Source organism: Micromonospora sp. NPDC048040 (assembly GCF_055587185.1).
In genome coordinates this window covers 419,387-441,127 of sequence record NZ_JBVJGT010000003.1, presented here as the reverse complement: position 1 = coordinate 441,127, position 21,741 = coordinate 419,387, and the positions used below count along the sequence as shown (strand labels likewise).

At 74.7% G+C, this 21,741-nt stretch carries 18 protein-coding genes and 1 pseudogene; 7 read left to right on the top strand and 12 right to left on the bottom strand.

What is annotated here, in order from left to right; all coding sequences use genetic code 11:
• Positions 1–126: 126 nt before the first annotated feature.
• The 5 genes from ACZ6O2_RS06565 to ACZ6O2_RS06545 all read right to left on the bottom strand — a co-directional run bounded on the left by ACZ6O2_RS06565 (position 127) and on the right by ACZ6O2_RS06545 (position 5,405).
• On the bottom strand, positions 127–1,464 hold the full coding sequence (locus ACZ6O2_RS06565) for an MFS transporter (RefSeq protein ID WP_466022212.1): 1,338 nt from the start codon (positions 1,462–1,464) through the stop codon (positions 127–129).
• Positions 1,461–2,036: an ArsR/SmtB family transcription factor gene (locus ACZ6O2_RS06560; protein WP_350709185.1), complete on the bottom strand. Its 576-nt coding sequence runs from the start codon at positions 2,034–2,036 to the stop codon at positions 1,461–1,463. Before ACZ6O2_RS06560 ends, ACZ6O2_RS06565 begins: the two co-directional genes overlap by 4 nt.
• 127 nt (positions 2,037–2,163) lie before the next feature.
• Positions 2,164–3,030, bottom strand: coding sequence for a hypothetical protein (locus ACZ6O2_RS06555; RefSeq protein WP_466022211.1), 867 nt, complete (start codon positions 3,028–3,030; stop codon positions 2,164–2,166).
• 148 nt (positions 3,031–3,178) lie between these two features.
• Positions 3,179–4,885: a CocE/NonD family hydrolase gene (locus ACZ6O2_RS06550; RefSeq protein WP_466022210.1), complete on the bottom strand. Its 1,707-nt coding sequence runs from the start codon at positions 4,883–4,885 to the stop codon at positions 3,179–3,181.
• A gap of 4 nt (positions 4,886–4,889) precedes the next feature.
• Complete coding sequence (locus ACZ6O2_RS06545) at positions 4,890–5,405, bottom strand: MarR family winged helix-turn-helix transcriptional regulator (protein ID WP_350709378.1); 516 nt, start codon at positions 5,403–5,405, stop codon at positions 4,890–4,892.
• A 167-nt stretch (positions 5,406–5,572) separates the two neighbouring features.
• Between ACZ6O2_RS06545 and ACZ6O2_RS06540 the strand changes: the two are divergent.
• Positions 5,573–7,701 (top strand): annotated as a pseudogene (locus ACZ6O2_RS06540) (MMPL family transporter).
• A gap of 95 nt (positions 7,702–7,796) precedes the next feature.
• Here the strand turns inward: ACZ6O2_RS06540 and ACZ6O2_RS06535 are convergent.
• The gene (locus ACZ6O2_RS06535) at positions 7,797–9,194 is read right to left on the bottom strand and encodes a DedA family protein (RefSeq protein ID WP_350709193.1); all 1,398 of its coding nucleotides are present in this window, start codon (positions 9,192–9,194) and stop codon (positions 7,797–7,799) included.
• Positions 9,195–9,329: 135 nt separating this feature from the next.
• Between ACZ6O2_RS06535 and typA the strand changes: the two genes are divergently transcribed.
• Positions 9,330–11,198: a translational GTPase TypA gene (gene typA, locus ACZ6O2_RS06530; RefSeq protein ID WP_393268965.1), complete on the top strand. Its 1,869-nt coding sequence runs from the start codon at positions 9,330–9,332 to the stop codon at positions 11,196–11,198.
• A gap of 73 nt (positions 11,199–11,271) precedes the next feature.
• Here typA and ACZ6O2_RS06525 read toward each other — a convergent pair whose 3' ends face one another.
• Positions 11,272–11,937, bottom strand: coding sequence for a class I SAM-dependent methyltransferase (locus ACZ6O2_RS06525; RefSeq protein ID WP_466022209.1), 666 nt, complete (start codon positions 11,935–11,937; stop codon positions 11,272–11,274).
• A gap of 65 nt (positions 11,938–12,002) precedes the next feature.
• Here ACZ6O2_RS06525 and ACZ6O2_RS06520 point away from each other — a divergent pair, with 65 nt between their 5' ends.
• The gene (locus ACZ6O2_RS06520) at positions 12,003–12,863 is read left to right on the top strand and encodes a serine hydrolase (RefSeq protein ID WP_350709199.1); all 861 of its coding nucleotides are present in this window, start codon (positions 12,003–12,005) and stop codon (positions 12,861–12,863) included.
• 40 nt (positions 12,864–12,903) lie between these two features.
• On the opposite strand, the gene ACZ6O2_RS06515 is transcribed toward ACZ6O2_RS06520, so the two are convergent.
• Positions 12,904–13,701 carry a tyrosine-protein phosphatase gene (locus ACZ6O2_RS06515; RefSeq protein ID WP_350709200.1) on the bottom strand — a complete coding sequence of 266 codons (798 nt, stop codon included), beginning with the start codon at positions 13,699–13,701 and terminating at the stop codon, positions 12,904–12,906.
• A 205-nt stretch (positions 13,702–13,906) separates the two neighbouring features.
• On the opposite strand from ACZ6O2_RS06515, the gene ACZ6O2_RS06510 reads away from it, so the two are divergent.
• Complete coding sequence (locus ACZ6O2_RS06510; RefSeq protein WP_350709202.1) at positions 13,907–15,007, top strand: mandelate racemase/muconate lactonizing enzyme family protein; 1,101 nt, start codon at positions 13,907–13,909, stop codon at positions 15,005–15,007.
• A complete protein-coding gene (locus ACZ6O2_RS06505) occupies positions 15,001–15,975 on the top strand; it encodes a C40 family peptidase (RefSeq protein WP_466022208.1) in 975 nt (324 codons plus the stop codon). Before ACZ6O2_RS06510 ends, ACZ6O2_RS06505 begins: the two co-directional genes overlap by 7 nt.
• A 63-nt stretch (positions 15,976–16,038) precedes the next feature.
• Here the strand turns inward: ACZ6O2_RS06505 and ACZ6O2_RS06500 are convergent, their stop codons facing one another.
• The 3 genes from ACZ6O2_RS06500 to pnuC all read right to left on the bottom strand — a co-directional run bounded on the left by ACZ6O2_RS06500 (position 16,039) and on the right by pnuC (position 19,186).
• On the bottom strand, positions 16,039–17,040 hold the full coding sequence (locus ACZ6O2_RS06500; protein WP_350709205.1) for a TerC family protein: 1,002 nt from the start codon (positions 17,038–17,040) through the stop codon (positions 16,039–16,041).
• 329 nt (positions 17,041–17,369) lie between these two features.
• Positions 17,370–18,536 carry an AAA family ATPase gene (locus ACZ6O2_RS06495; protein ID WP_466022207.1) on the bottom strand — a complete coding sequence of 389 codons (1,167 nt, stop codon included), beginning with the start codon at positions 18,534–18,536 and terminating at the stop codon, positions 17,370–17,372.
• On the bottom strand, positions 18,533–19,186 hold the full coding sequence (gene pnuC / locus ACZ6O2_RS06490) for a nicotinamide riboside transporter PnuC (protein WP_466022206.1): 654 nt from the start codon (positions 19,184–19,186) through the stop codon (positions 18,533–18,535). Before pnuC ends, ACZ6O2_RS06495 begins: the two co-directional genes overlap by 4 nt.
• A gap of 99 nt (positions 19,187–19,285) precedes the next feature.
• On the opposite strand from pnuC, the gene ACZ6O2_RS06485 reads away from it, so the two are divergent.
• Both ACZ6O2_RS06485 and ACZ6O2_RS06480 read left to right on the top strand, forming a co-directional pair.
• Positions 19,286–19,579 carry an antibiotic biosynthesis monooxygenase family protein gene (locus tag ACZ6O2_RS06485; RefSeq protein ID WP_350709211.1) on the top strand — a complete coding sequence of 98 codons (294 nt, stop codon included), beginning with the start codon at positions 19,286–19,288 and terminating at the stop codon, positions 19,577–19,579.
• Between the two features lie 137 nt (positions 19,580–19,716).
• Positions 19,717–20,475 carry an SDR family oxidoreductase gene (locus tag ACZ6O2_RS06480; protein WP_466022205.1) on the top strand — a complete coding sequence of 253 codons (759 nt, stop codon included), beginning with the start codon at positions 19,717–19,719 and terminating at the stop codon, positions 20,473–20,475.
• A 98-nt stretch (positions 20,476–20,573) separates the two neighbouring features.
• Here the strand turns inward: ACZ6O2_RS06480 and ACZ6O2_RS06475 are convergent, their stop codons facing one another.
• Complete coding sequence (locus ACZ6O2_RS06475) at positions 20,574–21,434, bottom strand: helix-turn-helix domain-containing protein (protein WP_350709213.1); 861 nt, start codon at positions 21,432–21,434, stop codon at positions 20,574–20,576.
• Between the last annotated feature and the right edge of the window lie 307 nt (positions 21,435–21,741).

The window sequence follows — 21,741 nt, the reverse complement described above, 5'->3', positions numbered from 1 at the left end:
AAAAGGGGCAAAAGTTACCGCGTCGGTAAACCCAAGGAAAAAAACTCCAGCACGACCCACACCTCCCCCTTACTCACCCCCCTCCCCCCTGCCCCCCCCCCCCCCCCCCCCCCCCCCGCAGCGCGTTCAGGGCACCTCCGGCGCGGCGGGCAGGTCCCGACGCCGCCGCAGCGGCCCGACCAGCAGGATCACCGGGGTGAGCGCCAGCCAGCCGGTCATCATCGCGATCGCGGTGCCGGTCCCGTACGCCGCGCCGACCGCCCCGGCCAGCAGCGCGGCCAGTGGGATCGTGCCGTAGTTCAGCATCTGCATGCTCACCGTGACGCGGCCCAGCAGGTGGTGCGGGGTGTAGGTCTGCCGGAAGCTGCCCTTGACCACGTTGCCCACCGCCACCCCGAGGCTGAGCAGCATGCCGCCGACCGCCGGCAGCACCAGCGCGCCCCCTGGGCCGGCGAGCGGGATCAGCAGCGCCGGTGGCCCGCTGAGCGCCCCCGCCACCAGCAGGGCCCGGGCGGTGCCGAGGCGCCGGCCGAGCCTGGTGGCCAGCAGCGCGCCGACGATGCCGCCGAGACTCATCACCGCGACCAGCGCGCCGACCGACGCGGGCGCGAGGCGCGCCTCCCGGACGAGGAAGACCACCAGGACGGCCTGGTAGCCGACCAGCCCGACGTTGCTGGCCGCGCCGAAGACGGTGAGCGTCCGCAGGTAGGGGTCCCGGGCGACGAAGCGGATCCCCTCCCCGATCTCGCGTCGCAGCGACCGGGACCGCCGCACGCGCCCGGGAGGCTTCTCGACGGTGCGGATGCGCAGCAGGCAGACGGCGGAGAACAGGAAGCTCAGCGCGTCGAGCAGCAGCGCCGTGACCGCGCCGGCGAGCTGCGCGACCCCGCCGGCGAGCCCGGGGCCGAGCACGTAGCTCGCGGTCTGGGTGGCCTGGAGCTTGGCGTTGCCCTCCGGCACCTGCTCGGGGCGCAGCAGCACGGGCAGGTAGACCTGGTCGGCGGTCTCGAAGAAGACCCGGGCCAGGCCGGCGCCCAGCGCGACCACCAGCAGCTGCCCGACGGTCAGCACGCCGAGCAGGGCGGCGGCCGGGACGCTGAGGAACAGCGCCGCGCAGACCAGGTCGCAGGCGATCATCAGGGGCCGGCGCGGCAGCCGGTCCACCCAGGCGCCGACCGGCAGGCCGACGAGCAGCCAGGGCAGCCAGGAGGCGGCGGTGAGCACCGCGACGCCGAAGGCGCCGGCGTCGAGCACGGTGACCGCGACCAGGGGCAGTGCCACGGTGGTGACGTTGCTGCCGACGGCGCTGGCCGTCTGCCCGGCCCAGAGCAGCCGGAAGTCCCGGTGCCGCAGCAGGCCGCCGCGTCGTGCCCCCGGGTCGACCGCCGGGCGCGGCGCGGGCGCCGGCGGGGTCTCGCCGGCGGCGGGGGTACGGGGCGGCGCGGCGCCGACGGCCCGCGTCACGGCGTGGCCGGGATGCCGTAGGCGAAGAGGAAGACCGGCTCGCGTTTCCGCCCGTCGTCGGGCACCTCCCGGTCGGCCCACCGGGCGAGCAGGTCGTTCACCTCGCGCCCCAGCTCGGCGAGTTCCTCGTCGGTCAGGTGCAGCCAGCGGTCGGTGGAGAACGGCCCCGAGGGCCAGGCGGCCTGGCTGGCCTCGTCGGTGGCGTGCCAGGCGCGGGCGAGGGCGACGTGCCGGTCCAGGTTGAGCGAGGTGGCGGCGTCGGCGACCGCCCGGGCGGCGGGGTCGGCGTCGAAGTCCGACTGGGACCAGCGCACGCCCCGGCTGACCAGGCGCCACCAGCGTTCCCGGCGGTCGCGGGCCAGCTCGGGCGCCTCCTCGAGCAGCTCGGCGCCGGCCAGCACCCTGAGGTGGTGGCTGACGTTCGCCGGGGCCTGGTCGGTCCGCTCGGCGAGCTGGCCGACGGTCGACGGGCCGTGCACCTTGAGCACGTCCATCAACCGGCGACGCAGCGGGTGGGACAGCGCGGCGAGGACCCGCGAGTCGGTGACCTGGCGCACCTCAGGGTTCGTCATGCCGCCAGTCTGGCATCAGCAACGACAGTTGCGCAATGACTCTTGCGCAACTGTCGTTGCTGGTTCCGTCCCGGCGGGCGTTCGACACCCCGCCCGCGCTGTCACGGCGGTCGGAGTCGCCGGCAGGTCAGGCGGCCAGCCGGCGGCCCAGCTCGTCGGCGACCTGCGCGGCCATGGTGGCGGGGATCGCCGCGGCGATCTTCTCGGGGGTGAGGGTGGCGAGCACGCCCGCCACGATCGCCTGCTCGTCGGTGAAGTCCCTGCCGGACAGCGCGGTGAGCTGCGCGACGAGCGCGTCGAGCCGCTGCATCGTGTAGTCCAGCTTCGCCACGATGCTGTTGCTGGCCTTCTCGGGGCCGCCCGCGTCGGGGTCGACGCTGCGCCCCATGCTCGACCCGCCGTAGAACAGGCCGGCGTAAATGCTGTTGATCTGACTCTCGGCCTGTGCGCTCATGTCGTCCTCCAGAAGTCCGATGGCGGTCAGGTAGCGGCGGAACAGCGGGGTCTGGTCGCGTCCCGCCTTGATCGAGTCGCGGAAGAAACTGAAGTGGGTGTGCCACAGGTGGGAGTCGTCCCCGCTCGTCCGCTTACGCAGGCGGTCCCACCGTCGGACGACCTTGCCGTCCGGGGAGTAGATGATCTCCCTGACGTCCCGGCTGTCCGGGGTGTTGGCGACACACTGCGCCACGCACCAGTTGGAGAAGGTGCGCAGGTCGTGCGTACGGCCGCCGGAGCGGACCTCGAAGAGGCCGACGTCGAGCGCCGCCGCGTCGAGGGTCAGGCCGGCGGAGTCGCGCGGCGACTCGACGACGGAGTAGTCCTTGGTCACCACCCGGTCGGAGCCGCAGTGGTAGCCGCCCCGGTGGGCGGGGTCGCCGACGATGCCGACCTCGGCGGGTTCGAGGTCCTGGCTGCGGCTGGTGTCGGGGTCGATGTCGAGGTGGTCGAGCAGCAGACGGCGGACGGTCAACAGGTTCTCCGGTGCCCGCGTCATGGGATTCCCCCTTGCGGATGGTCAGGGGCCGGGCACGACGGTGACACCGCGTAGGCGGTGTGGGGCCACACGCGCGGGGCCCGGCCGAGTGGTGCACAGCGCCGGGCGTTGGCCCAACCATAACGCCGCCGATGAATGAATGCCCAGCTCAGGAGGGGTTTTTTCGACTGGGAGAAAGCTGTGCGGCGGTCGCCGTGATCGGCAGCACCACTGCGGACGGTCGCTGCGGGTCGTGCAGGATCTCTCGCCATCCGGCACGGAGGGTGACGGCAGCACCGAGGGCTTCGCCGGTGCCGGGGTTGCGCGCGTAGCGCGGATGGGCGCCGCCGGAGACCTGGACCCGCAGCCGGTGCCCGGGCGCGAACCGGTGTGCCGTGGGCCAGAGCTCCACCGGCACGCGCACCACGCCGGCCGGGTCGGTGGGGTACCGGCCGGGCGCGACGCGGACCAGCCCGTCGCAGACGTTCCAGGACCGGCCACGCCGGTCCACGTCGCACAGTCGCACGAAGACGTCCAGGTGGGACAGTTCGCTGCGGAGGTGGATCTCGGCGCGTACCGGGCCGATCACCTCGACGGGCGCGTCGAGCGGGGCGCTGGTGAAGGTCAGCACGTCGGGTCGGGCCTCGACCGGACGGTTGTCCACCGGCCCGGCACGCTGGGCGACGAGCAGCGGCCCGCCGAGCGAGGGCGTCGGGTCGGCCGGGTCGTAGCGGAAGCGATCCGGCGCCGACGGGACCGGCGTCGCGGTGCCCAGCCGGCCGCCCGGGTGCAGGTGCCACCGGATCGGCGCGGCCGGCGGGGGCCAGTCCGGCAGGTCGCGCCAGCCGCCACCGGCCCCGCCGACGTGCACCCGGACCGGGGCCGCCCGGCCGGCGGCGGTGCCCCGCCGCTCCGCCCGGTGCGGCGGGCGGCCGGCGAGGTGCTCGTCGAGCCAGTCCAGCCCCTCGCGCAGGGCGGCGACGAACAGCCCTGGGCTGCCGTGGGTCCACGGCCCGACGGTCAGCCGGGGGTGGGCACCGGCCGCGCGCAGCGCCGCGAAGTCGCGCAGCTGCGCCGGCAGGAAGATGTCGTGCCAGCCGGTCACCATCGCCACCGGGGCGCGGACCTCGGCGATCCGGTCGCCGAAGACGCGGTCGCGCCAGTAGCCGGCGTCCGGGGTGTGGTGGCGCAGCCACTCCTGGAAGAACGGCACCGTCACGCCGGTGGCCACGCGGTCCGCCTCCAGCAGCGGCAGGTGCGCCAGCGCCGCCGTGAGCCGGGGCTGGCCGCGCTTGAGCTCCCACTGCCGGGCCAGCCACGGCACGGTCTGCGCCTGGAGCAGCTCCGCCCAGGTGAGGACCGTGTCCAGGGCGAAGGACTCCCCGGCGTACGTCGAGTCGCGGGTGCCCGAGGCGGTCACCACCGCGACCATCGCCCGCAGCTCCTGTCCCGCGTCGGCGGCCAGGGCCCACTGCACGAAGCCCTGGTAGCTCGCGCCGAACATGCCGAACGCGCCGGACCACCAGGACTGGCGGCGTAGCCAGTCGAGGGTGTCCAGGCCGTCGTCGCGTTCGTGCATCAGCGGGTCGAAGGTGCCGCCCGAGCCGAACGTGCCGCGACAGGACTGGATCACCACGTGGAAGCCGCGCTCGGCGGCCAGCCGGCCGAGCAGCCGCATCGGCCCGCCCCGCCCGTAGGGGGTGCGGATCAGCACGGTGGGCACGCCGGGCAGGTCCGGGGCGTAGTGGTCGGTGCGCAGCGGCACACCGTCGCGGACCCGCACCGCGACGCCACGGGTGACGGTGACCCGCCGGGTGCGCGCGGGCGGCAGCCGCAGCGCGGCGGCGGCGAGCCGGACGGCCGGCCGGTCGAGCACGGCGTCAGCCCTTCGCGCGCCGGGGCGGCTCGTCGCGGGCGGCCCGGACGGTGTCACGGTGCTCCCGCATCGAGGCGGTCATCGCGGCCATGAACCGGTGCACGACCTCCAGCTCGTCGTCGCCGAAGCCGGCCATCACCTCGTCGGTGCGCCGGCCCAGCGGGCGGAAGAAGTCCGTCGCCAGCGCCGCGCCCCGCTCGGCGTAGTGCAGGAAGACCTTGCGCCGGTCGGCGGTGTCGCGGTCGCGGCGGATGTGCCCGGCGCGCTCCAGCCGGTCGATCAGCGCGGTGACGGATCCGGAGGAGAGGCTGAGCTGCTCGCCGAGACGCCCGGGGGTGATCGGCTGGCCGGCCAGCTCGGCGTCCATCACCGCGATCAGCGCCTGCAGGTCGGTGGCGCCCAGCCCGTGCAGGTTGGCGAAGGCGTGCCCGACGTGCTGCGCGTCGACGGAGTAGCGGCGCAGCTCGGCCGCGATCTCGGCGACCAGCTTCTCGCGGCGGGTGTCGCGCCGCCGGTACATGCCGTGGCCTGTCACGTCCGCCGCTTCCTCTCGCCGCCGCTGCGGTTGCAGCATAACTCAGCGGCCGATAATCTCGATGATCGAGATACTCGGCGGTCGGCATACTTCCGGCAGCGGCGAGGTCTTTGCGTCGAAGCAGTCCCGCCGAGAGACCGTGAGGGCATCCGATGTCTGTGTTCACCCACGTGGCCCGCGGACGACTGGCCGCGTGGCTCACCGTGGTCGCCACGATGCTCCTCGGCACGGCCGTCTTCGGGCTGCCCAAGCCCGACAACCCGGCTCCCGTCTCGGCCACCGGCCTGTCCGTCCAGTGGCAGTCGACCCAGGTGGAGCGCCTCCAGGACCAGTTGCCCTCCCGCGACGTCCAGCCGGCGATCGTCGTGGTCAGCCGCGCCGACGGCGGGCCGCTCACCGAGGCCGACCGCGCGGCGCTCACCGGGCAGTCCGACGACCTCGGCCGGTTCGCCGCCGGCGGCCGCGTCGGCCCACCGCAGGTCTCCCCCGACGGCACCGTCGCGCTCGTCGCCGTGCCGCTGTCCACCGGCGGCGGGCAGGCGGAGGTCGCCGGCCGGGTCGACGCGCTCCGCGCCTCCCTGGACGACGTGCCCAGGGCACTCACCGTCGAGGTGACCGGCGGGCCCGCGTTCACCACCGACCTGACCAAGGTCTTCGACGGCGCCGACACCACGCTGCTCGTCGTCACCGCCTGCGTCGTCGCGCTGCTGCTGCTGATCACCTACCGCAGCCCGTTCCTGTGGATCGTGCCGCTCGTCGTCGTCGCGGCGACCGAGCAGGTCACGCTGCGCGCCCTCGACACGATCGTCCCGGCGGTCGGCATCAACCTGCCCGGCGGCGCCGTCACCGGCATCGCCAGCGTCCTCGTCTTCGGGGCCGCCACGGACTACGCGCTGCTGCTCATCGCCCGCTACCGGGAGGAGCTGCGCCGCGAGGAGGACCGCTTCGTGGCGATGCGCGCCGCGCTGCGCCGCACCGCCGAGCCCATCCTCGCCAGCGGCTTCACCGTCGTGCTCGGCGTGCTCACCCTGCTGCTGTCCGAGCAGGAGTTGAACCGCGCCCTCGCCGTGGCCTGCGCGACGGGCGTCGTCCTCGCCATGCTCTCCGCGCTGGTCGTCCTGCCCGCCGCACTGGTGATCTTCGGTCGTGGTCTGTTCTGGCCGTTCGTGCCCCGGGTCGGCGGCGCGGTCCGCGAGGGCCGGCTGTGGGGCCGCCTCGGCGCCGCCGTCGAACGCCGTCCGGTGCCGGTCGCCGTGCTCGCGACGCTGCTGCTCGCGGGGCTCGCCCTCGGCGGGCTCGGCATCCGCACCGGCCTGTCCGAGACCGAGCAGTTCCGGGTCAAGCCCGAGGCGGTGGCCGGCGCGGAGACCCTCGCCCGCGCCTTTCCCGCCGGGACGACCCAGCCGGTCGCGGTCCTGACCACCCCCTCGGCGGTACGGGCCGTCACGGACGCCGCCGCGGCCGTGCCCGGCGTCGCCTCGGCGCGGCCCGGCGAGGCGGGCGCGCGGGTCGCCCAGGTCGACGTCGTCCTCGACGCGGAGCCCGGCACCGCCGCCTCCGACCGCACCGTCGAGGCGCTGCGCGACGCGGTCGCGGCCGTGCCCGACTCCGCCCCGCCCGCGGTGGAGGGCGCCGCCACGTTCGACGGGGCCGTCGTGGGCGGCCCGGTCGCCGCGACCTACGACTCGGGCGAGGCCGACGGCAAGGACCTGCGGCTCATCCTGCCGGTCATCCTGCTGCTCGTCGGCGCCGTGCTCGTGCTGCTCCTGCGCGGCCTGATCGCGCCGGTGCTGCTCGTGCTCACCGTGATCGCGTCGTTCTTCGCCAGCATCGGCGCGTCGTGGCTGATCTTCGACCACGTGCTCGGGTTCCCCGCGCTGGACAGCGGCGTGCTCCTGCTCGCCTTCGTGTTCCTGGTGGCGCTGGGCGTCGACTACAACATCTTCCTCGTCACCCGGGCCCGCGAGGACGCGCGGCGCACCGGCACCCGGGACGGCATGCTGTCGGCCCTGCGGGTCACCGGCGGTGTCATCACCAGCGCCGGCATCCTGCTCGCGGCGGTCTTCGCCGTGCTGGGCGTCCTGCCGCTGATCCTGCTGACCCAGATCGGGATCATCGTCTGCATCGGCGTCCTGCTGGACACCCTGCTCGTCCGGACGGTCCTGGTGCCGGCGCTGGCGTTCGCGCTCGGCGACCGCTTCTGGTGCCGGGCCGGATCGCCCCCGAGCCCGCCACGGCCGACGCGCCGGCCCACCCGGAGCCGGCGGCGGCCCGGGACTGACCGACACGATCGGGGGCCGTGGCGCGACCTGGCCCGCCGGGTCGGGGTCACCCACTCGGCGACGGCACGGCCCCGGCAGGGGCTACGGAGCCGGGTCAGGCGTCGGCGCGCACCGCCGCCGGTTCCGGTTCCGCCGGGGCGTCGCCCACCGCCCGGTCGCGGGTGGCCCAGGCCACCACGAACAACACCGTCCACGCCACCCCGAGCAGCACCGCCGTGGCGCTGCCGCTGGCGGTGCTCCACCCCAGGTAGAGGCGGGCGCCGACGATGCCGACCATCCCGGCCGCCGCGCCGGTCCAGGCGGCCACCGCCACCGGCCAGCGCGCCCCGCGCGACAGCAGCCAGGCGAGGGTGCAGAGGCTGGCCGCCACCACGGCGTTCTGCGTCGGGAACAGGGCGGGATCCCGGCCCCCCGGGCCGCCGGTGGCCGGCCCCGTCAGGTCGACCACCACGGCGAGCACCACCAGCGGCACGAACGCCCCCACCGTGCCGACCACGCTGAGCAGGTCGGCCCGCCAGGGCCGGTTGCGCCAGGCCAGCACCGCGGCCACGACGGCCACCAGCACGATCAGCGCCGACCCGCGCAGCGCCGAGACGACCGCCAGCGTGACGTCGACCGCCCCCGGCGTACGCCGGTCGGCGAACCAGTCGGCGATGGCCCCGTCGATCACCGCCAGCCCGCTGTGCCGGACCACCGCCCCCAGCACCCAGGCGATGGCGAACCCCGCCACGAAGAGCAGCAGCAGCCCGCCGACCAGGTTGATCAGCAGCGTCCAGGCCGGCCCGACGTGCATGGCGAGCAGGAAGAACAGCACGCCGTAGCGGCCACTGAGCCAGCGCACCGGCCGCAGCCCGGCGGCCCGGGACGCGAGCGCCCGCGCCGGGTCCGGGTTGCGGCCCAGCCACCGCCCCGCCAGCACCACCGCGACCAGCGCGGCCACCAGCACCAGCACGGCGCCGGTGGCCCGCCCCAGCAGCCGGGAGACCGTCTCGTACGACTCGCCGGCCAGGTTGCCGGCCAGCACCGAACCGCCCACCCAGGTCACCACGCCGGCGAGATTCCACGGCGCGAACCGCCGGTACGGCATCCCCGCCGCGCCGGCCAGCCGGGGCACCAGGGTGCGGGCGAAGGCCACCCAGCGGGCGGTCAGCACGCCACGCCCGCCCAGCCGGCCCAGCATCGCGTCCGCCCGGCCCCACCGCTCGTGGCCCACCCGGGCCCCGAGCCGGCCGGCCCGCAGCCGGGGCCCGTACCGCCGGCCGGCACGGAACGCGAGTGTGTCCCCGATCACGGCTGCAAGGATCATCACCAGCAGGGCCGGCGCGAGCCGCAGCGTCCCCGCGTACGCTAGGAAACCGACCAGCAACAGGGTCGCCTCGCCCGGCACCAGCAGACCGAAGATCACGGCGGTCTCCCCCGCGACGATCATCGCGGCGATCACATAGATCAGCAGGGGCGGCAGGCCCTGCAGCCAGGTCAGCAGGTCGTGCATCGGGCCCCCATTCCCACGGGGGTCAGCATGCCAGGCGCTGAAACGGTCGGAACATCAGTTTCGGCAGAGATCCGGGCCATCTGGGGGGAGACCCCGACGCGTGCCCCGGCAACCGCAGACAGGAGTATGAAGCGTATGCAGCTTCGCACCGACCTCCGCAACGTCGCCATCATCGCCCACGTCGACCACGGCAAGACGACCCTGGTCGACGCCATGTTGCGGCAGGCCGGCGCCTACGGCGCCCGCGGCGAGGTAACCGAGCGGGTCATGGACTCGATGGACCTCGAACGGGAAAAGGGCATCACCATCCTGGCCAAGAACACCGGCGTGCGGTACATGCCGGCGGACGGCTCCGACCCGGTGACCATCAACATCATCGACACCCCCGGCCACGCCGACTTCGGCGGCGAGGTGGAACGCGGCCTGACCATGGTCGACGGGGTGGTGCTGCTGGTGGACGCCAGTGAAGGCCCCCTGCCGCAGACCCGGTTCGTGCTCCGCAAGGCACTCAAGGCCCGCATGCCGATCATCCTCGTGATCAACAAGGTGGACCGCCCCGACGCCCGTATCAAGGAGGTCGTGGACGACACCTACGAACTCTTCCTCGACCTGGACGCCGACGAGGAGCAGATCGACTTCCCGATCGTCTACGCCTGCGCCCGCGACGGCATCGCCTCGCTGACCCAGCCCGCCGACGGCGCGGTCCCGGACGACAGCCACAACCTCGAGCCGCTGTTCCGCACCCTGCTCGACACCATCCCGCCGCCCGCGTACGAGGAGGACGCGCCGCTGCAGGCGCACGTCACGAACCTCGACGCGTCCCCGTTCCTCGGCCGCCTGGCGCTGTGCCGGGTACGGCAGGGCACCATCCGCAAGGGCGAGACCGTGGCCTGGTGCCGCACCGACGGCAGCACCCAGCGGGTCCGCATCTCCGAGCTGCTGATGACCGAGGGCCTGGAGCGCAAGCCCGCCGACTCGGCCGGCCCGGGCGACATCATCGCGGTCGCCGGCATCCCCGAGATCATGATCGGTGAGACCCTGGCCGACGCGGAGAACCCGCAGCCCCTGCCGCTGATCACCGTCGACGAGCCGGCCATCTCGATGACCATCGGCACCAACACCTCGCCGCTGGTCGGCCGGGTCAAGGGCGCCAAGGTCACCGCCCGCATGGTCAAGGACCGGCTCGACAAGGAGCTGATCGGCAACGTGTCGCTGCGGGTGCTGCCCACCGAGCGCCCGGACGCCTGGGAGGTGCAGGGCCGCGGCGAGCTGGCCCTGGCCATCCTGGTCGAGCAGATGCGCCGCGAGTCCTACGAGCTGACCGTGGGCAAGCCGCAGGTCGTCACCAGGGAGATCGACGGCAAGACCTGCGAGCCGGTCGAGCGGCTCACCATCGACGCCCCCGAGGAGTACCTCGGCGCGATCACCCAGCTCCTCGCGACCCGCAAGGGCCGGATGGAGCAGCTGGTCAACCACGGCACCGGCTGGATCCGGATGGAGTGGCTGGTCCCGGCCCGCGGCCTGATCGGCTTCCGCACCGAGTTCCTCACCGAGACCCGGGGCACCGGCATCCTGCACCACGTGTTCGAGTCGTACGAGCCGTGGGTCGGCGAGCTGCGCACCCGCAACAACGGCTCGCTGGTCGCCGACCGCTCGGGCGCGGTCACCGCGTTCGCGATGACCAACCTCCAGGAGCGCGGCCAGCTCTTCGTCGAGCCCGGCACCGAGGTGTACGAGGGCATGATCGTCGGGGAGAACTCCCGCTCCGACGACATGGACGTCAACATCACCAAGGAGAAGAAGCTGACCAACATGCGCTCCTCCACGGCCGACGAGACCGAGAAGCTGATCCCGCCGCGCAAGCTGTCGCTGGAGCAGGCCCTCGAGTTCTGCCGCGAGGACGAGTGCGTCGAGGTCACCCCGGCCGCCGTCCGGATCCGCAAGGTGGTGCTCGACCAGACCGCCCGCGGCCGGGCCGCCGCCCGCCGCAAGCACGCCGGCTGACGTACGACCGCAGCCGCCCCGGAGCCCGGACCGCCCCACGCGGTCCGGGCTCCGCCCGTCTGCGACGCCCGGGTCAGGCGGGGCGGGTGGCGAGGAAGGCGAAGAGGTCGGGCACCGGGCCGGGGCCGGACTCGGCCGTGCGGACCAGGGTCAGGCCGGCGTCGGTGACCGCGTTGAGCAGGTCGGCCAGCGGGACGTGCCACGCGCCCACCCGCACCCGCACCCCGTGCGGCGTCCACGCCCGGAAGCTGCGCTCCCGGTCGGCGTAGCCGCCGTCGACCACGATCCGCTCCGGGTCGGACCGGTCGGCGAACGCGCCGACGAAACACGGGTGCACTCCGACGTGGACGAACCGCCCGCCGGGCGCGAGCACCCGGGCCGCCTCGGCGAGCACCGCCGCGTAGTCGGGCACGTCGGTGTGGGCGAGCACGCACGCCACGGCCGGCACCGAGCCGTCGGCGACCGGCAGCGCCGCCGCGTCGGCGCGGGCCACCGGCAGGCGCGGCCGGGCGTGCCGCAACTGCCCGCCCGACAGGTCGACCCCCACCGGGTGCCACCCCAGCCGGCGCAGCTCCGCCGCCTGCAGGCCCGTGCCGCAGCACAGGTCGAGGCAGCGGCCGGCGCCGGCGCCGAGCAGGTCGCGCAACCGGCCGCGGACCCGGGTCATGTAGTCGCTGGACGTGTCGGCGGCGAACGCCTCGTACCAGTCGGCGTGCGCGTCGTAGGCGGCAACCGTCATTCCCGCACGGTACGACGCATCGCCCCGTTCCGCCGCCCCGCCGGTGATCCGCTACGGTCTGCCGCATGACCTGGGACGAGCTCGACGCCCACCTGGACGGGGTGCCCGGCACCGTGTCGGCGTACGTGGGGCGGCCCGGCGCCGACCCCGCCTGGACCCGGCACGCCGACGCCACCCACTACGCGGCCAGCACCATGAAGGCGGCGGTGCTCGTCGCGCTGCACCGGGCCGCCGAGGCCGGCGCCCTCGACCTGGACGCCCCGGTGCCGGTGCGCAACGAGTTCGACTCGGCGCTGCCCGGCGCGCCCCGGTTCTCCTGCGCCCGCCACTACGACAACGACGAGGCCGTCTGGGAGCGGGTCGGCGACAGCGCGCCGCTGCGCTGGCTCGCCCACCGGATGATCGTCCGCTCCAGCAACCTCGCCACCAACATCGTCATCGGCCACGTCGGCCTGCCGGCGGTGGCGCAGGTCTGGGCGCTTGCCGGGGCCCGGCACAGCGTCACCGGGCGGGGCATCGAGGACTTCGCGGCCCGCGAGGCGGGCATCACCAACCTGGTCACCGCCGCCGACCTGGCCGCCCTGCTCGGCGCGCTGGCCACCGGGGCGGACACCCCGGGTCCGCTCGCCTCGCCGGCCGGCTGCGCCGCCATGCTCGACGTGCTGTTCGCCCAGGAGCACCGCGAGGACCTCGCCGCCGGGCTGCCCGAGGGCACCCGCATCGCGCACAAGAACGGCTGGGTGCACGGCGTGCGGCACGGCGCCGGGGTGGTGTTCCCCGGCGACGCGCCGGCGTACGCGGTCGTCGCCTGCACCACCACCGACCTCGCCGACGGCGGCCCCGACGGCGACGAGGCCGAGGACGACGCCTGCCGGCTGATCGCCGGGATCTCCGCCGCCGCCTGGGCCGCCCGACACGACCTGTGACGGCCGGTCGGCCCGCCGGGGCCGGCGCCGCGCAGTGCCGTCACTCCAACAGGTGCGCCCGCAGCGCCGCCACGACGTCGTCGGTGATCCCGAGCCCGTCACGCAGGTACGCCCCGAACGAGCCGTGCACCCGGCGCACCTCCCCGTACGCGGCGTCGAGGTACTCCTCGCGCACCTCCAGCACCGGCCGGACCGCCCCGACGTCCAGCCCCGGCTGCCGCCGGCGCATCGCCTCCAGGAGGACCTCCCGCAGGCTCTCGGTCAGCGCGTTGTTCGCCAGGTAGTCCGCCCGGATCGCGGCCTCGTCCACGCCGAGCGCGCTGAGCAGCAGCACCGTCAACCAGCCGGTGCGGTCCTTGCCCGCCGAACAGTGGTAGACCAGCGGCAGGTTCCGCGCCTCCGCGGCCAGCCGCACCGCCGCGCCGAAGCTCTCCCGCGCCGACGCCCCCGTGACGAACCAGCGGTAGATCGCCGCCATCGCCGCCGGGGTGCCCTGCTCGGCCAGGGCCGCGTACGCGCCCAGGTCGTGCCCGAGCAGCACCGCCGAGACGTAGGTGAAGACGGGGTGTTCGGCGTCGTGCACCGGCAGGTGCACCACGGTCGGCTCACCCGGCAGCCGGTCCGGCGGGGCGACCACGATCTCCGAGCGGTCCCGCAGGTCGACCACGCAGGCCGGGCCGAGCCTCGCCAGCACCGGTAGGTCCTCGTCGGCCAGCCGGCCCAGCGCCGGGGTGCGGATCAGCACGCCCGGCCGCACCCGCCGGCCGTCCACGCCGACCAGCCCGCCGAGGTCCCGGGCGTTCGGCGCGCCCACCAGATCCCAGTTCCGCTCGCTCATGCCGGCACTCCGCTCCGCTCCGTGCCGACATGAGGCACCACCGCACCGCGCCCGATGATTCGCTCGCTCCGCTCGCTCATGCCGGCACTCCGCTCCGCTCCGTGCCGACATGAGGCACCACCGCACCGCGCCCCACGATTCGCTCGCTCCGCTCGCTCATGCCGGCCTCCCCTTCGCCCGTGCGTGTCCGTATAGGGTGCCGGACATGACGATCGCCGCGGTGCGCACCCACCGGCTCTCCGCTCCCCTGCACACCCCGTTCGTCACCGCGCTGCGCCGCACCACCACCGTGGAGACCCTGGTGGTGGAGGTCGTCGACGCCGACGGCCGCTCCGGCTACGGCGAGGCGCCGCAGGTGTGGCAGGTGACCGGGGCGTCGGTGGCCGGCTCCGAGGCGTGCGTCCGCGACCTGCTCGGCCCGGCGCTCACCGGGCGGGACGCCGACGATCTGGTGGCCCGCTGCACCGAGGTGCAACGGGCGGTCGCCGGCAACGAGGCGGCGAAGGCGGCCGTCGACGTCGCCCTGCACGACCTGGCGGCTCGGCGGCTCGGCGTACCGCTGGTGCGGCTGCTCGGCGGCACGGGCCTGCGGGTCCCCACGGACGTCACGCTCGCCGCCGGCGAGGCGGTGGACCTCGCGGCGGCGGCCCGGCAGCGGCGGGCGGAGGGCTTCGGCGTGCTCAAGATGAAGGTGGGCACCGACGCGGCCGGCGACCTGGAGCGGGTCCGCGCCGTGCGGGCGGCCGTCGGTCCGGACGTGCGGATCCGGCTCGACGCCAACCAGGGCTGGACCCCGCGCGAGGCGGTCCGGGTGATCCGCGGCGTCGAGGACGCGGGGCTGGACGTGGAACTGGTCGAGCAGCCGGTCCCGCGCTGGGACCTCGACGGGCTGGCCTGGGTCAGCGACCGGGTGGACGTGCCGGTCCTCGCCGACGAGTCGGTCTTCGGCGTCCGCGACCTGGTCGAGGTGATCCGCCGCCGGGCCGCCGACATGGTCAACGTCAAGCTCGCCAAGTGCGGCGGCCTGCACCCCGCCCGGACCCTGCTCGACCTGGCCGCCGCGCACGGCCTCGGCACCGTCGTCGGGTCGATGATGGAGAGCGAGGTGGGCATCGGCGCCGCCGCCAGCCTGGTCGCCGCCTACGGCACCACGGCCGTCGCCGACCTGGACGCCGCCTGGTGGCTGGCCTGGTCGCCGGTGCGGGGCGGCCTCCGGTACGACGGCGCGACCGTCGTGCTGCCGGACGCGCCGGGCCTCGGCGTGACCTCCGTGACTGAAGCAAAGATGCAGACTCGTGATTGCTGACTGGCGGAAACTTTCATAAGGTCGCGGGAACGATCGAGCTGGGGGTGGACGTGGAGCTGCAACCGGGCCGGGAGGCCGTGGTCCGGGTCGCCGTCGCGACCCTCTGGACCTCTCCCGAGGCGGTACGACCCGTCGACGGTCCCGCCCTGGCCGCGCGCACCGACATCGCGGCCTGGATCTCCGGGTTGGACACCGACCAGCAGGTCGGCGACTGCGTGCTGAGCCAACTGCTGCTCGGCGAGCGGGTGCTCGTCACCGACGTGCGCCCGGACGGCTGGGCGCACGTGGTGGCCGTCGAGCAGTCGGCCCCCGGGCTGCACCCGCGCGGCTACCCCGGCTGGCTCCCCGCCGAGCAGCTCTCCCCGGGCGCGGGCCCCGCCGACGCCGAGTCGCTCGTGGTCGACGCCACCGTCACCGCCCTGCGCACCGCCCCGGGCGGGGCCGAGGTCGTGCCCGGGGTGGTCCTCGGCACCCGGCTGGCCCCGGCCGGCCCGGCGGCCGACGGCTGGCGCCCCGTGCACGCGCCCGGGCACGCCGACCCGCTCTGGCTGCCCGCCGCCCACGCCGTGCCGGTGCCCACCACGCCCCCGTCGGCCGGGGAGGTGCTGGCCGTCGCCCAGCGGCTGCTCGACGTCGTCTACATCTGGGGCGGCGTGTCCGCGTACGGCATCGACTGCTCCGGCCTGGTCCACCTGGCCTGGCGGCGGCTCGGCGTGCTGCTGCCGCGCGACGCCGACGACCAGGCCGCGGCGACCACGCCGGTGCCGCTGGGCACGGAACGCCCCGGCGACCTCTACTTCTTCGCCCGGCCCGGCCGGAAGATCCACCACATCGGCATCGTCACCGCCGACCCCCGTCCCGGCGACGACCGGCGGATGCTGCACGCCTGCTACCTCCAGCGTCGGGTGCTGGAGGAGCGGCTGCCGGCCGAACGCACCGCCACCCTGGTCGGCGCGCACCGGGTCTGACCCGCGTACGGCACGAGGGGGCGCTCCCGGTCCGGGAGCGCCCCCTCGTCGCGCGGGTACGCCTCAGCGGCGGGCGTCGGACAGCAGGCGGCGCCGGTCGCGGGAGGACTTGACCAGGCTGGCGACGGTCGCCACGGCGAGGGTGCCGAGGATGACGACAAGCGAGAGCCAGATCGGGATGTGCGGGGCCCAGGAGACGTGCTGCCCACCGTTGACGAACGGCAGGTTGTTGCCGGCCAGGGCCTCCAGCACCAGCTTGACGCCGATGAAGCCGAGCACCACGGCCAGGCCGTGGGTCAGGTAGATCAGCCGGTCCAGCAGGCCGCCGAGCAGGAAGTAGAGCTGCCGGAGCCCCATCAGCGCGAAGACGTTCGCGGTGAAGACCAGGTACGGCTCCTGGGTGATACCGAAGATCGCCGGGATCGAGTCGATCGCGAAGATCAGGTCGGTGGTGCCGATGGCGATCATGACGATCAGCATCGGGGTGAAGATCCGCTTGCCCTTCGGCGAGTGGGTGGTCAGCTTGGCGCCGTCGTAGTCCTTCGAGATCGGCAGCGCCCTGCGGCTCCACCGGATCAGCACGTTCTCGTTGAACTCGTCCTCGTCCGGCTCGCCCTGCCGGGCCAGGTTGATCGCGGTGTAGATCAGGAACGCCCCGAAGATGTAGAACACCCAGGAGAACTGGGAGATCAGGGCCGCGCCGGCGGCGATGAACCCACCCCGCATGACCAGCGCCAGCACGATGCCGATGAGCAGCACCTTCTGCTGGTACTGCCGGGGCACCCCGAACCGCGCCATGATGATCACGAAGACGAAGAGGTTGTCGACCGAGAGGCTGTACTCGGTCAGCCAGCCGGTGTAGAACTGCCCGGCCGCGCTCGCCCCGGAGGCCAGCCAGACGCCGGCGCCGAAGATCAGAGCCAGGCCCACGTAGAAGCCGACCCACAGGCTCGACTCACGCACACTCGGCTCGTGGGGGCGCCGACCGATGATCAGCAGATCCACGAGGAGGACCGCGGTCAGTACGACGAGGGTCCCCGCCCAGACCAGTCCGGACACGTCCAAGGTTCATTCCTCCGGCAGACACGCAACGACGGGCACACCGTACGCCCTCGGTGGGCGCGGTGTGCCGGTGACGCTGACTCTGGTGACTGTCGGAGGTCTCTTCCGTCACCGTCCTGCGGGCGGTGACCGACGGGGCCGGGTCGCGCACCGGGGACCGACGCTCGACCGTGCTGACGACTCCGTCACGGGGGAATACTCCCCTCCTCGTCCGCCATTCTTGCCCACCGCGCCCAGTCACCGCACCCCGGGCTGCCCGTGTCTTCGCCCACCGTCGGCCGCCGACCCTCCCGGCGAGGCTGAGCGCACTGCGCGTAGAGCATCCTAGGAGGCTAGTGCTCCTGGGTGACGGGGTCGCGCGGGTCCGCCGGCGACCCCGCGGGCACCAGCGGGTCGGCCAGCGGCCAGCCGGCCGCGAGCAGCGCGTCGCAGGCGGCCACCGCGCGGGCCAGCCGCTCCGGATGCGGTCCGGTCAGCTCGACCACCGGCACCCCGCACCCGGCCAACTCCGTCCGGAACCGCCCGGTCATCCACGCCCGCAGGTGTTCCCCGTCGCGCAGCCCGTCGTCGTCGAAGGGCACCCCGACGTGGTCGGTCAGCAGGTACAGCGCGGGCCGCCGGGCCGCCGCGCGCACCTGGACCGACGCCGACCCGAGGTAGCGCTCCTCCCACACGGCGGTGGCCCGGGCGTCGGTGTCGCAGAACAGCAGCGGGCCGCACGACCGGGCCGCCGCGTCCTCCGCCGCCTGCTGCTCCCGGACCACCTCGGCGAAGTCGTCGCGATCCCAGGACACGTCGAAGATCGTTGCCGCCGGGTCCCGCTCGCGCAGCCGGGCCAGTTTCCGTTCGGTCAGCTCCCGGCCGTACTCGGGGACCCACCGGGTGCCGTAGTGCGCCGCGAGGGCGGCGGCCATCGTGGTGGTGCCGGTGGACTCCGCGCCGACCACCACCACCCGCCGCACGAACCACGCCCGCACCGGCGCGCTGAGCCGGTCCCAGTGGCCCGCCGGGTCCGCGCGCACCTCCGTCCCGGAGACCGGCACGCGCCACCGCCCCTGGTCCACGCACACGCCGACGGCGTCGAAGCACCGGGCCAGTTCCTCGCCGTACGACTCGGAGGAGAAGACGGCGTCCACCCGCCGCCCGCCCAGCGCCTCGCGGAACACCGCGCAGTGCAGGTCCCACACGGCCGGGTCGGCGTAGTCCACCGGGTGGTCGTCGTACCGGCCGACGAAGCGGACCCACGGGGTGCCCGCGTGCACCTCGCGCAGCCAGTCCAGCCGCAGCGCGAGCGGGACCGACTCCCGGCGCGACGGCGCCACCACCACGGTGACGGCCGCGCAGCGGGCGGCGGCGGCCTCGATCAGCGCGTGGTGACCGGCGTGCGGCGGATAGAACTTGCCCACCACCAGCCCGTGCCGGAACTCCGGCGCCGCCGGCCCGGCCGCGCCGCCACCGACCGCCGCCGGGCGTCCGTCGGCCGGCGTCGGGCCCGTCACGCCGCCACCAGGGCCGGACCGGACGGCGCCCGGGTCGCACCGGCGCCGCGCCGCAGGTCCGCCCGCCACTCGCGCAGCCCGAGCACGCAGAGGCCGAGGAAGATCAGGTAGAGCGCCGCCGTGAGGTACAGGCCCTTGTAGGCGTACAGCGGGATGTAGATCAGGTCGGCCGCGATCCACAGCCACCAGCTCTCCACCCGCTTGCGGGTCTGCCCGTACGTGGCCAGCAGCGACAGGGCGGTGGTCAGCGCGTCCGGCAGCGGCACCGTCGAATCGGTGGCCCGGTCCAGCAGCGCCCACAGCGCGCCGGTCAGCGCCACCCCGGCCAGCCCCAGCGCCCACCACTCCCGGCGGCTCGTCCCGCGGACCGTCAGCCGGCTGCGCCGCTCGCCGCCGTAGCGCCACGCCCACCACCCGTACAGGCCCAGGACGACGTAGACGACCTGGAGGCCGGCGTCGGCGTACAGGCCGGCGGTCCAGAACAGCAGCATCAGCAGCAGCACGTTGGCGATGCCGACCGGCCAGTTGGCGATCCGCTGCCGGGCCACCAGCCAGACGTTGAGCACCCCGGTGGCGAAGCCCAGCAGCTCCGCGCGGGTGGTGCCGGTGCCCGCCACGGTGAACGCCGTGCCGGTGAGCCAGTCGATCATGCCTCTCCCCTTTCCGCGCGCCCACCCTAGATCCGCCCGACCACCGGGAACAGGCCCCCGCGACGGCGGGCCGCCGCAGCGACGTGAAAGGCTGCGGCCATGGTGCTTGAGGTCGCGCTCATCGACGTACTGCCGGGACACGAGGACGAGTTCGCCGCCGCGTACGCCAAGGGGCACCCGGTGCTCGCCGGGACGCCGGGCTGCCGGTCGGTGCGGATGACCCGGGGCGTGGAGTCCCCGTCCCGGTTCGTGCTGCTGGTCGAGTGGGACTCGGTCGAGGCGCACAACGACAACTTCCGGGGCACCGAGCGCTTCACGCAGTGGCGGGCGCTGATCGGCCCGTACTTCGCCAACCCGCCGCTGGTCGAGCACTTCGTGGACGTGCCGGCCTGAGGCTGTCGTACCCCTGCCCTACCCTGCGCGGTGCACGCGCCGGCTGCCGGTCCCGACGGGCTCGGGGGCGCCGGGCCCGGTGGCCGCGCGGTGATATTCGGTGGCCCGCGACCGCCATAGCGGGTTGACTGCCGTCCATGACGGACCGGGTGGCCCTGGTGACGGGCGTGAGTCGGCGGATCGGCATCGGCGCGGCCGTCGCCCGCACGCTCGCCGCGGACGGCTGGCGGCTGCTGCTCACCGGCCTGCCCGAGTTCGACGACGCCCAGCCCTACGGCGGCGATCCCGAGGGCGTGCCGGCCCTGCTGGGCGAGCTGGACGGCGCCGGTCACGTCGCGGCCGACCTGCTCGACCCGGCCGCGCCCGCCGAGCTGGTGGCCGAGGCGGTACGCCGGCACGGTCGGCTCGACGCGGTGCTCGCCGTGCACGCCTACTGCACCGACACGCCGTTCGGCGCGTTGGACCCGGCCGAGGTCGACCGGCACCTGTTGGTCAACGTGCGGGCCACCCTCCTGCTCGCCGAGGCTTTCGCGGCGGCGTTCACCGCCGGATCGGGCGGCCGGCTGTTGCTCTTCTCCAGCGGGCAGCGCCTCGGTCCGATGCCGCAGACCCTCGCCTACGCGGTGAGCAAGGCGGCGGTGGAGAACGCCACGTTCCAGCTCTCCCCGCTGCTGATGCCGCAGGGCATCACCGTCAACTGCGTCCACCCGGGCCCGACCGACACCGGATACGCCTCGCCCGAGGCGCACGCCGAGATCGCCCAGCTCTTCCCGGCAGGACGCTGGGGCACCCCGCAGGACGCGGCCCGGCTGGTGCGCTTCCTCTGCTCGGCCGACGCCGACTGGATCACCGGGCAGGTGATCGACTCGGAGGGCGGTTTCCGCCGCCACCTCTGATCCGCGCGCCGACGCCGCTGCTCCCCGGCTCGGCCGCGCTGCCCGCACCCGGACGGGTCAGTCGGTGGGCGTCGCCGCCCCGGTGCGCCCGGCGGGGGTCACCCGGCGGCACGGCGGCTCAGCGCCGCGCTCGTCTCCTCCGGGCTGAGCGCCGCGTCCAGCAGCCAACCGGTGAGCTGGTCGTAGCGGTCGACGTCGGCCGTCGTCGCCAGGCGCACGTCGGTGGTCAACGCCTCCAGCATCACGGTGCGGGGGTCGGCCGGGTCGGGGAACGAGTAGCAGGAGTACGGCGTGAGCGGCTGCGCCCCGCCCCGCGCGGCGACGCCCCGGGGCAGCAGCCGGATCGTCACGTGCGGCAGGCCGGCCAGGTCGACCAGGAACCGCAGCTGCTCCTGCCGCACCTGCGGCGGGATGTCGTCGGCCTCGCAGGCCGCCTCGGCGATCACCGCCGTGTAGCGGGGCGGATCGGTGCGCCGCAGCACCTCGTGCCGCATCGCGCGGGCGCGCACGTCGGCCTCCACGTCGACGGTCGGGTCGAGCAGCCGGCCGGCGGCGATCCGCAGCCGGGCGTACGCCGGGGTCTGGAGCAGCCCCGGCACGACGGCGGGCTGCCAGTCCACGATGGCCGCCGCCCCCGCCTCCAGCTCGGCGTAGGTGCGCTGCCGCTCCCCCATCTCCCCCAGCGCCTTCCACCAGCCCCGGCTGGTCGCGGCGTCGCGGGCGATGACGATGAGCGCCTCCCGCTGCGGCGGCGGCACCTCGTAGACGTCGAGCAGATCGAGGACGTCGGCGAGATCCGGCCGGCTCTGCCCCAGCTCGATGCGGGACAGCTTGGAGGTGGACGCCCAGCCGAGCCGGTCGCAGACCTGCTCCAGTGTCAGCCCCTCCCGCCTGCGCAACTGGCGCAGCTCGGCGCCCAAGCGCGCGCGTCGAATGACCGGACTCGTTGGCAACGGCATCCCCGCCTCCCCACCGAGGGAGAGTACGCAGGACGATCACCCAGCGCAATAGTCTGCTCGCGTACCGCAATCGAGGCTAGTCGCCCCGTTGCCGACCGGGCCCCACCGGCCGCCCGTCAGGGCCGGTACGTGCCGCACGCGCAGACGTCGCCGGCCAGGTCACGAGCGGTGCGGTACCCGGGCGCCGGGCCCGGCGCCCGGGCCGCCTACGCCCGGTGGAAAGCGCCCGGTGATCTTCGGCGACGGGCCGGCGTCGTGGCGGAACCGCACGGCGAGGAGCCGACGGAGCCGCCAGCCCGCCGCCGGG

Coding starts and splice junctions, on each gene's coding strand:
- ACZ6O2_RS06560 (WP_350709185.1), bottom strand. CDS start 2,036: ATGACGAACCCTGAGGTGCGCCAGGTCACCGACTCGCGGGTCCTCGCC.
- ACZ6O2_RS06555 (WP_466022211.1), bottom strand. CDS start 3,030: ATGACGCGGGCACCGGAGAACCTGTTGACCGTCCGCCGTCTGCTGCTC.
- ACZ6O2_RS06545 (WP_350709378.1), bottom strand. CDS start 5,405: ATGTACCGGCGGCGCGACACCCGCCGCGAGAAGCTGGTCGCCGAGATC.
- ACZ6O2_RS06535 (WP_350709193.1), bottom strand. CDS start 9,194: ATGCACGACCTGCTGACCTGGCTGCAGGGCCTGCCGCCCCTGCTGATC.
- typA (WP_393268965.1), top strand. CDS start 9,330: ATGCAGCTTCGCACCGACCTCCGCAACGTCGCCATCATCGCCCACGTC.
- ACZ6O2_RS06525 (WP_466022209.1), bottom strand. CDS start 11,937: ATGACGGTTGCCGCCTACGACGCGCACGCCGACTGGTACGAGGCGTTC.
- ACZ6O2_RS06520 (WP_350709199.1), top strand. CDS start 12,003: ATGACCTGGGACGAGCTCGACGCCCACCTGGACGGGGTGCCCGGCACC.
- ACZ6O2_RS06515 (WP_350709200.1), bottom strand. CDS start 13,701: ATGAGCGAGCGGAACTGGGATCTGGTGGGCGCGCCGAACGCCCGGGAC.
- ACZ6O2_RS06510 (WP_350709202.1), top strand. CDS start 13,907: ATGACGATCGCCGCGGTGCGCACCCACCGGCTCTCCGCTCCCCTGCAC.
- pnuC (WP_466022206.1), bottom strand. CDS start 19,186: ATGATCGACTGGCTCACCGGCACGGCGTTCACCGTGGCGGGCACCGGC.
- ACZ6O2_RS06485 (WP_350709211.1), top strand. CDS start 19,286: ATGGTGCTTGAGGTCGCGCTCATCGACGTACTGCCGGGACACGAGGAC.
- ACZ6O2_RS06480 (WP_466022205.1), top strand. CDS start 19,717: ATGACGGACCGGGTGGCCCTGGTGACGGGCGTGAGTCGGCGGATCGGC.
- ACZ6O2_RS06475 (WP_350709213.1), bottom strand. CDS start 21,434: ATGCCGTTGCCAACGAGTCCGGTCATTCGACGCGCGCGCTTGGGCGCC.